The 9,984-nt window shown below is 40.0% G+C and carries 9 protein-coding genes; all 9 read left to right on the forward strand.

The genetic code is table 11. The features are described 5' to 3' along the window. Positions 1–372 precede the first annotated feature (372 nt). The 9 genes from AACQ79_RS10755 to AACQ79_RS10795 all read left to right on the forward strand — a co-directional run bounded on the left by AACQ79_RS10755 (position 373) and on the right by AACQ79_RS10795 (position 9,300). Positions 373–663 (forward strand): YkgJ family cysteine cluster protein, encoded by a 291-nt coding sequence (locus AACQ79_RS10755; protein ID WP_080536237.1) that lies wholly within the window; start codon positions 373–375, stop codon positions 661–663. 710 nt (positions 664–1,373) lie between these two features. Beyond that, positions 1,374–1,655: a hypothetical protein gene (locus tag AACQ79_RS10760; protein ID WP_170899828.1), complete on the forward strand. Its 282-nt coding sequence runs from the start codon at positions 1,374–1,376 to the stop codon at positions 1,653–1,655. A gap of 137 nt (positions 1,656–1,792) precedes the next feature. Next, positions 1,793–2,569, forward strand: coding sequence for a phosphotransferase family protein (locus tag AACQ79_RS10765; RefSeq protein WP_170899829.1), 777 nt, complete (start codon positions 1,793–1,795; stop codon positions 2,567–2,569). 138 nt (positions 2,570–2,707) lie between these two features. Beyond that, positions 2,708–3,157, forward strand: coding sequence for a hypothetical protein (locus tag AACQ79_RS10770; protein WP_170899830.1), 450 nt, complete (start codon positions 2,708–2,710; stop codon positions 3,155–3,157). A gap of 2,024 nt (positions 3,158–5,181) precedes the next feature. Further along, entirely contained in the window at positions 5,182–5,535 is a 354-nt protein-coding gene (locus AACQ79_RS10775; protein ID WP_064626895.1) for a glyoxalase/bleomycin resistance/dioxygenase family protein, read from the forward strand. Positions 5,536–5,670: 135 nt separating this feature from the next. After that, a complete protein-coding gene (locus tag AACQ79_RS10780; RefSeq protein ID WP_088733275.1) occupies positions 5,671–6,075 on the forward strand; it encodes a DUF1801 domain-containing protein in 405 nt (134 codons plus the stop codon). A 151-nt stretch (positions 6,076–6,226) separates the two neighbouring features. Continuing rightward, a complete protein-coding gene (locus tag AACQ79_RS10785) occupies positions 6,227–6,508 on the forward strand; it encodes a hypothetical protein (RefSeq protein WP_170899831.1) in 282 nt (93 codons plus the stop codon). Between the two features lie 1,775 nt (positions 6,509–8,283). Beyond that, a complete protein-coding gene (locus tag AACQ79_RS10790) occupies positions 8,284–8,574 on the forward strand; it encodes a hypothetical protein (RefSeq protein ID WP_170899832.1) in 291 nt (96 codons plus the stop codon). 87 nt (positions 8,575–8,661) lie between these two features. Continuing rightward, positions 8,662–9,300, forward strand: coding sequence for a hypothetical protein (locus AACQ79_RS10795; RefSeq protein ID WP_339366740.1), 639 nt, complete (start codon positions 8,662–8,664; stop codon positions 9,298–9,300). The last annotated feature ends 684 nt before the right edge of the window (positions 9,301–9,984 follow it).

The following is a 9,984-nucleotide window of genomic DNA, read 5'->3' on the forward strand; positions in this document are numbered from 1 at the left end:
TTTCAAACAGGGTTTGCCATTCTTTGTTGGTGCGCCGTTTTGCCATTTCAGATCTCCTTGAGGTTGGAGATTTGATCTTAGGACGTACCGATATTGATTAGAATGTGGGGTTTATGATGCGCTTACGGTTGAAGCCTACTCAATAGAACGCCAACAAAACCTACATAACAATAAATTTAAGAGTGATTCACAACGCTTGGCGACCTCATTTCAAGTGAATTTAGTGATTATGGCACAATGGTTTTAGCAGGGGGTTAGCGTTGTTCACACCTTAATTTGGCGTTATGGCTATCAAGTTGAGTTCATCATTAATGTCGGTAAATTGGTTTAAATTGGAGTACTATTCTGCGATTAAACTTGCTGAAGAACTCGATGACAATCCCAATTAAAAATGTATCAAATCCGGAAATATCGTGCTCAAACTGCCATGCTTGTTGTTGCCGTTTGGAGGTTATGATCATTACCGATACAGGTGTACCAGAGCAGCACATTGCATTTGATGAATGGGGTGGAGAAACGATGCTGCGTTTGTCAGATGGTTGGTGTTCAGCTCTAGATCGTGAAACGTTCATGTGCACAATTTACGAAAATCGCCCTTGGATTTGTCGAGAATTCGAAATGGGCTCTTACGAATGTCGAGATGAACGGATAGACCTTTTCTAAAGTTTTACCCAATAAATCAGTGAGTTGTTAGCCATAACAAACGGTTCAAGAGGGACAGCCAACGCGTGGCATTTTTATTATGCGTTGGTTTTTGTGGTTACGGTGTTATGCGGAAGCTTGGTAATGGCGTTGGCTGCCCCTTAACCGGGCGTTATGCAACTCAGGTAAATTTAGGGGTTCAATCTTTTGGGATTTCTCCGGCCATTCGGTTTGTGTTGTCGGCAAATGAGCTTTTTTATCCTCAAATTCTTGGTTAACTCAAACCGTAAAACAGGTAAGGTTCTTTGTTTGCCTCAATGAGTTTTTGTGCTGGTTTGCTGTCAATTCAGCGTGCGCAAAGTGTGGAAAGGGCAAGTTTATCGAGCATTTTTTACTTGCTGAAGTTTTCGCTCGTTGAGTTTTCCTGATTCAAAAGCTTGGTTTGTTGCTGAAAGGTGGACTTTGTTTTGGCGGCTCATTTATCACCGCTCTGGCTTGGGTTGGTTCTTGAATCACTCAACCATTGCAATTGTGGCTTTTGTTCGAGTAAAGTCAGTTTATCTCATTGAATTTGCATAACAAACGGCTCAAGAGGGATTGCCAACGCGTGGCGGTTTTAGTGCAAAATTGAAGTTCAGTGTTTACAGTGTGTTTTTTGAGTTCGGCGGTGCGTTGTCAACCCCTTAGCCGGGCGTTAGCTATTGTTTTATTCAGCAGCAAGGAAATTAAAGATGTCAAAGTATCAATTTTTCTGTAAACCAAATTCAAATCGTAATGAATTTACTTATCTGGATATGAGTTCAGAAACTTATCTTTTTGAAAAGGAAGAACTCTTGAGAACGGGGTTAGAAGTGGAAGGTGATACGATTTATGCTTCTTCTCCAGAAGAGGCTATTGATAAATTCAAATCAAATTTTTGTGAGCCTTTGAAGGATTATGCAAATTCAAATGTTGCAGGTGGATTGGCGACATTCATTTTTGAATCATTCAAATCAGTCACTGGGAAAAAATAGCTAACAAACGGCTCAAGAGGGATTGCCAACGCTTGGCGGTTTTAGTGCAAAATTGAAGTTCAGTGTTTACGGTGTGTTTTTTGAGTTCGGCGGTGCGTTGTCAACCCCTTAGCCGGGCGTTATAACGCAGGAGAGTTATGAGTACACAAGATCTATCGAAAATGGGTGCAGCTCGAGTTACTATGGAAGCGTTTGATGGCTCTCTTTGTATTCGTAAGCAAGACGCTTCGGATGTAGAGGTTAATTTTTACCAATACGCAGCTCCCATGCTCAAAGGTGTAAATGTTCCTAAGCTCTATAAGGTGCAAAAAAATGATCTTTTTATTGAGCTCATTCCTAATCAGGTAACGTTAACAGAACTGCGAGCAAATTCGAGCGTTTTTGAACAATTGAGCAGCATTCACTGTTCAAAATACAATCCATTTTTTAGTCCCAAAGAACATTATTGGTCAGTTACTTCAACAGAGTCAGCTCTTGAGGCCTTAAGCCTTCCTTGCTCTTCCCAAAATGCGATAGTATCAATACAAACCTTGTCTCATGTTCTATTTGAGCATTCTGGCTTAATTTCGGGTGATACGAATGATGGAAATTGGGGCACGAGAAAGAATGGTGAGTTGGTATTATTTGACTGGGAGCGTTTTGGTTATGGTAGCCCAGCAATTGATTTAGCCCCTTTAGTACAAGGTTTAGGGTCAATTCATGAATACACCTCGATTGTCGAGCAATACACTCAATATAATTCCGCATTTACCGCCAATGAGTTAACGAAGCATTTGGTTATTGCAAAGTGTTGGATAGTTATTGAAGTGGTTAACATACTGATTAGTCGCAATAAATCTGAAGCATCAACGTATATAGACTGGTATAAAAAGAACGTACCTTCTTGGTTAGGTGCAGTAGAAAATGCGTTATAACAAACGGCTCAAGAGGGATTGCCAACGCTTGGCGGTTTTAGTGCAAAATTGAAATTCAGAGTTTACAGTGTGTTTTTTTAAGTTCGGTGGTGCGTTGTCAACCCCTTAGCCGGGCGTTATGTGACATGGGAGATTAGTGTGAAAGAGTGGGAACTTTTTATGGCTTGTATTCTTGATTTTCAAGAATGGTTTTTATCAATTTTTTCCGGTATCCTCTTATTTTTGAATGGAAACTTTGGTTCAATTGTCAGTGTAATTGCGTCAGTTTTTGCAATTTATTTTGCATTTCGTAAGATTGGACATAAATTTCAGTTCGTATATTCGCCATCTAATCCATTAGATCCATTTGGGACACAAATTAAAAGTTTGGTTCTTACTAATTGTAAAGATAGAACATATGCTATTTGGCGGGTTTTTATTATTATTGATGGTAAATTTAAATTAACCATCAAAAATTATTTACATCCTGTTGCTATCAATCCTTATGAGACTATATTAATAGACTGTGAAAAATATTCTTCGATTAAATTGGATGATGCAGAGCTTAATAAAATCCTAGATTATAAAAAAAATAGATGTATTTATTGATGTTGGTTTTCAGGAAATTAAATGTAGTAGTATAAAGTCAAACTCTAAGAAAAATAGTATTGATGAAGTTAAAACTTGTACATTTAAATTTAGTGGTCATATTTACAGTGCTAGAGATAGATTTGTAATTCATTACAAGTTAAAAGATAGCAAAGAATGGAAAGTGGCTTTTATTAATGATCAGGGTTGGATATGGAATCAGTGGGACGTTTTACCTAGAAAATTAGATGTTGACAATGTTAACCATAGGGGTTTGAGAATGTTTTTTCTTTCTAATTCTTTTATTAAAATATTCGAAGAAATAGATTGTTATTCTATTGATTTTGACGGAAGTAAGAGGTGTGAATTTATTTTTGATAAGAAATCATTGAGTTAATATCACATAACAAACGCTTCAAGAGGGACAGCCAACGCGTGGCATTTTTATTATGCGTTGGTTTTAGTGGTTACAGTGTTATGCGGAAGCTTGGTAGTAGCGTTGTCTGCCCCTTAAGCGGGCGTTAGGCAAAGTGAGTTTTTATCAGCTAAATCGAGTTTGAATTGAACGGTAAATTCCATGTTTTGTGGCTTAACTTAAGCAATAAATCGTTATCACATATTTGTTGTTTATTGATCGCGTTGGGTTGCTTTTCGTTGTGAATTCAGCGGCAAAATAACCTTCAACATCCAAACGTCCGCCGAGCATGCTACGCTCGTCACTTTTCTTCCAAATCGCTAAATTTGAGTTTTTTGTTTCTTTGCTGATTTGGCATTTTGGTTTATAAATTAATCGGTTAGTTTGTTTTAAGTTTATAAAAAAGTTCGTTCTTTAGTTTTGAATGTGTCGGTGTCAATCGGTTGGCCTAACAAACGGCTCAAGAGGGATTGCCAACGCATGGCGGTTTTGGTGCAAAATTGAAGTTCAGCGTTTACAGTGTGTTTTTTGAGTTCGGCGGTGCGTTGTCAACCCCTTAGCCGGGCGTTATGCAACTCAGGTAAATTTAGGGTTTCAATCTTTTGGATTTCTCCGGCCATTCGTTTTGTGTTGTCGGCAAATGACATTTTCACCCTCAAATTCGGGGTTCACTCAAACCGTAAAACAGACAAAGTTCTTTGTTTGCCTCAATGAGTTTTGGTGCTGGTTTGTTGTCAATTCAGCGTGCGCAAAGTGTGGAAAGGGCAAGTTTATCGAGCGTTTTACAGTTGCTGAAAGTCTTGCTTGTTGAGTTTGTCTCATTCAAAAGCTTGGTTGGTTGTTGAAAGGTGGACTTTGTTTTGGCGGCTTATTTATCTCGGCTCCTACTTGGGGTGGTTCTTGAATCACTCAACCATTGCAATTGTGGCTTTTGATCGAGTAAAGTCAGTTTATCTTATTGAATTTGCATAACAAACGGCTCAAGAGGGATTGCCAACGCGTGGCGACTTTAGTGCAAAATTGAAGTTCAGTGTTTACGGTGTGTTTTTTGAGTCTGGCGGTGCGTTGTCAACCCCTTAGCCGGGCGTTATGCAACTCAGGTAAATTTAGGGGTTCAATCTTTTGGGATTTCTCCGGCCATTCGTCTTGTGTTGTCGGCAAATGAGCATTTTCGCCTTTAAATTTGTGGCTAACTCAAACCGTAAAACAGGCAAGTTTCTTTGTTTGCCTCAATCAGTTTTAGCGTTGGCGCGTTGTAAATTCAGTGGGCGCAAAGTGTGGAAAGGGTAAGTTAATCGAGCATTTCGCATTTGCTGAAAGTCTTGCTTGTTGAGTTTGTCTGATTCAAAAGCTTGGTTTCTTGTTGAAAGGTGGACTTTGTTTTGGCAGCTTATTTATCACAGTTCTTGCTTGGGTTGGTTCTTGAATCACTCAACCATTGCAATTGTGGCTTTTGTTCGAGTAAAGTCAGTTTATCTCATTGAATTTGCATAACAAACGGCTCAAGAGGGATTGCCAACGCTTGGCGGTTTTAGTGCAAAATTGAAGTTCAGTGTTTACAGTGTGTTTTTTGAGTTCGGCGGTGCGTTGTCAACCCCTTAGCCGGGCGTTATGTGGCAGGAGAGAAAATATGACCCCAGCAGCAGTTCTTATTCATGTCCCTAATGTAGAACAGGGGTTAAGTTGGTATCAAAAAGCCTTTTCTGACGCGAAGCCTGTTTATCACTCAGATTTTGATTTTACAGTGTTAGACCTTAATGGCTTTTCTATTGAAATAGTGCAAGCTGATGAAAAGGTGGGCTCTGGTAAAAATGGTACTGTTCTTTATTGGTCGGTAAACGATTTATCCAAGTCATTAGCATGCTTTGAGGCTCTTGGCGCAAAGCTATACAGAGGCCCAATGGAAATAGAAAATGGGCTTTCAATGTGTCAAGTAGAAGACCCATTTGGTAACTTAATTGGCTTACGAGGCAAAGCCACATAACAAACGCTTTAAGAGGGACAGCCAACGCGTGGCATTTTCACTATGCGTTGGTTTTTGTGGTTACGATGTTATGCGGAAGCTTGGTAGTAGCGTTGTCTGCCCCTTAAGCGGGCGTTATGTGAATAGGAGATTCCAATGGACAAGGTAGTCAAAGATCGGTTTGATGAGTATCCGGAAAATGCTCGTGTTAGGTTAGAAGAGCTGCGAAATTTAGTCTTTCAAGTCGCATCTGAGTTGGAACTGGGTGAAGTCGATGAAACTCTAAAATGGGGTGAGCCAAGCTACAGTGTAAAAACGGGCAGTCCGTTAAGAATGGACTGGAAGCTTAAGTCTCCTAATAATTATTACCTATTCTTTAATTGCCAAACTAAGCTAGTCGATACATTTCGGGAGTTGTATGGTGACGAGTTGGTGTTTCAGGGAAATAGAGCAATAGTCCTGACCTTATCTAAACCGCTACCAGAAACGGTCATCAAGTCCTGTCTAGAGTTAGCTTTAACCTATCATCAGCGTAAAAACCTGCCTCTTTTGGGCGTGTGAAAAATTCACATAACAAACGCTTCAAGAGGGACAGCCAACGCGTGGCATTTTTACTATGCATTGGTTTTTGTGGTTACGGTGTTATGCAATAAGTTGGTAGTAGCGTTGGCCGCCCCTTAAGCGGGCGTTATGTGAAATAGGTAAATAATCTATGATTCGAAGACTTTTAGTGACGTTTGTCCTTATGTTTTCAGGTGCTTCTTTAGCAAGTGACTTAATCATGTGCTCTGCTGGTCGAGTCAAAACGGGAGATAGCTACGACCAAGTTTTGAAAGCAAAATGTGGTCAAAATCTGGGGAATTCAGGTGGAATGAGAATATTAGACGGACAAAAAATCAGGCATAAAATCTTGAAAATGCGGTTTAGTGATGGTGGCAAAGCTGCGTTCTTTTTTATAAATGACAAACTTATTGATGTGGTTGTGTTCGATTAGCGTTTATTGCACCCGTTTAGAATTCACATAACAAACGGCTCAAGAGGGATTGCCAACGCGTGGCGGCTTTAGTTCAAAATTGAAGTTCAGTGTTTACAGTGCGTTTTTTAAGTTCGGCTATGCGTTGTCAACCCCTTAGCCGGGCGTTATGCAACTCAGGTAAATTTAGGGGTTCAATCTTTTGGGATTTCTCCGGCTATTCGTTTTGTGTTGTCGGCAAATGGGCATTTTTACCTTCAAATTCTTGGCTAACTCAAACCGTAAAACAAGCAAGGTTCTTGGTTTGCCTCAATCAGTTTTAGTGCTGGTTTGTTGTCAATTTAGCGTGCGCAAAGTGTGGAAAGAGCAAGTTATTCGATCATTTCGTACTTGCTGAAAGTCTTGCTCGGTGAGTTTGTCTAATTCAAAAGCTTGGTTTGTTGTTGAAAGGTGGACTTTGTTTTGGCGGCTAATTTATCACAGTTCTTGCTTGGGTTGGTTCTTGAATCACTCAACCATTGCAATCGTGGCTTTTGATCGAGTAAAGTCAGTTTATCTTATTGAATTTGCATAACAAACGGTTAAAGAGGGACTGCCAACGCGTGGCGATTTTTGTTCAAATCGGCCTTTGTGATTACGGTTGTTATTTTGAGTTCAGTGTTTTGCGTTGTCAGCCCCTTAACCGGGCGTTAGCTGAGGTTAAGAAAAATCATAAAATTCCGTGTTCATTTTTTCTTGGTCTGAGGCTCTAGCTTTACACCTGAAAGTCATCACTTTTCCAAGTATCTCGCCAGTGGCACTGTTCGTGAAGTGTTTGAACTAACCGAAGCCTTCTTACGGGAAGTGATGTGTTTGTTTATTTCTTTGGTGTGGCTTCTTTGGTTTTGAAGCTCTTACGCGCTTAAATGGATTTCGCGCACTTGGTCGTTGGCTTCTTCGAAAGGATTCTTTGTAAATTTAAGCTCTAGAAACTCGTCAGTTTTGCTGTTATTTCTTCTTTGCCAAGTGTGTTTCGTGGATTAGGTTTTAGTTTCTCAGTTGTTCGTTTTACTTTGCTGCTTGAAAGCAATAATGTGTTTTAAATTAGGTCGTTGGGTAGTCAATCTCCGGCTAAAGTGCAGCAGCTAACAAACGGCTCAAGAGGGATTGCCAACGCGTGGCGACTTTAGTACAAAATTGAAGTTCAGTGTTTACAGTGTGTTTTTTGAATCCGGCGGTGCGTTGTCAACCCCTTAGCCGGGCGTTATGCAACTCAGGGAAATTTAGGGGTTCAATCTTTTTAGATTTCTCCGGCCATTCGTTTTGTGTTGTCGGCAAATGAGCTTTTTGACCTTAAAATTCGTGGTTCACTCAAGCCGTAAAACAGACAAGGTTCTTTGTTTACCTCAATCAGTTTTAACGTTGGCGCGTTGCTAATTTTGTGGGCGCAAAGTGTGGAAAGGGCAAGTTTATCGAACATTTTGTACTTGTTGAAAGTCTTGCTCGGTGAGTTTGTTTCATTCAAAAGCTTGGTTTGTTGTTTAAAGGTGGGCTTTGTTTTGGCGGCTTATTTGTCATGGCTCTGGCTTGGGTTGATTCTTGAATCACTCAACCATTGCAATTGTGGCTTTTGGTCGTGTAAAGTCAGTTTATCTTATTGAATTTGCATAACAAACGGTTAAAGAGGGACTGCCAACGCGTGGCGGTTTTTGTTCAAATCGGCCTTTGTGATTACGGTTGTTATTTTGAGTTCAGTGTTTTGCGTTGTCAGCCCCTTAACCGGGCGTTATGTTTTCGTGATAACTTGAGGAAAAGAGATGGATTTCATTTGGTTGGTTTTAGCTTTTGGCGCGGCTGCAATATTCTACTATTTTGTATCATATTCGAAGCCACAGGATGATGATTGGCACAAATTGCCGACACTTGAGAATTATTTGATAAAGCATCCTGAATGTAAAACAGCAGATCCAGAAAGTGCTAAATGCTTTAGTTGTGGTTCAGACAAAGTGATTTTCCAACCATTAACAGCTCATGCAGATCCTCGTTATAAACATATTTGCTTATCATGCAAAAAAATACTTTTTAGAAGTAAGGCAATAATGTCTTAAGCTAGTTGAAATTCCTAAGTTTATTCTTAACAAAATCAGCTGGTTGGAATAAAACATAACAAACGGTTCAAGAGGGACAGCCAACGCGTGGCATTTTTATTATGCGTTGGCTTTTGTGGTTATGATGTTATGCGGAAGCTTAGTAGTGGCGTTGTCTGCCCCTTAACCGGGCGTTATGTTTCTAAGAGGAAATCTTTGAAGATGGTATTCCAATATGACTTCGAACGTACGGAGTTTAGTGATGAAGTTCATGGCGTGTTTGGAAGAATTTTAATTTTGGCAACTCGCTTTGATAGTGCATGTAAATCTCTAGCACGTCTACCTAGTATCAAGAGTGCTACGATAACCAAGCAGTTTGTCTCAGAGCAAGATTTTGAGAAGCAGTTACGACAATGCTTAAATAGCCATAGAAACTTGAATCGTGCAATTCAGACTTTACCAGTCTACAAAGCAGGTGGCTCTGACATCTTAGAAAAAGCCAGAGATGCTAGAAATGAGTTGATTCATGCCAGTACTTTAGGCTTTGAGCAAAATATCGATCAATTCGAGGGGATAGATCGTTGTATGCAGATTTTAGCTAGTCAAGTTCGTGACCTCGTTAGAGGTGATATTCTGATTTCAGCAGCAATTACTCTAGAAAATAGAGAAGAAATTCCCATGTATTGTTTCTCTGTGGAGTATGAACGTTCAATTATGAAATGGGTATTCCAACGGTTCGAAACATAACAAACGCTTCAAGAGGGACAGCCAACGCGCGGCATTTTTACTATGCGTTGGTTTTAGTGATTACAGTATTATGCGGAAAGTTGGTAGTAGCGTTGTCTGCCCCTTAAGCGGGCGTTAGGCAAAGTGAGTTTTTATCAGCTAAGTCGAGTCTGAATTGAACGGTAAATGCCATGTTTTCTAGCTTAAGTTAAGCAATAAATAATCATCACATATTTGTTGTTTCTTGATCGCGTTCGGTTGTTTAGCGCTGTGAGTTTAGCGGCAAAATAACCTTCGGCATCCAAACGTCCGCCGAGCATGCTACGCTCGTCACTTTTCTTCCAAATCGCTCAATTTGAGTTTTTTGTTTCTTTGCTGAGTTGGCATTTTGGTTTATAAATGAATCGGTTAGTTTGTTTCAAGTTTACAAAAAAGCTCGTTCTTTGGTTGTGAAAGTGTCGGTGTCAATTGGTTGGCCTAACAAACGGCTCAAGAGGGATTGCCAACGCATGGCGACTTTAGTGCAAAATTGAAGTTCAGTGTTTACAGTGTATTTTTTAAGTTCGGTGGTGCGTTGCCAACCCCTTAGCCGGGCGTTATGCAACTCAGGTAAATTTAGGAGTTCAATCTTTTGGGATTTCTCCGGCCATTCGTTTTGTGTTGTCGGCAAATGAGCATTTTTACCCTAAAATTCTTGGTTAACTC

The organism is Vibrio sp. 3-2(1), assembly GCF_963887575.1.
GTDB lineage: Bacteria > Pseudomonadota > Gammaproteobacteria > Enterobacterales > Vibrionaceae > Vibrio > Vibrio anguillarum.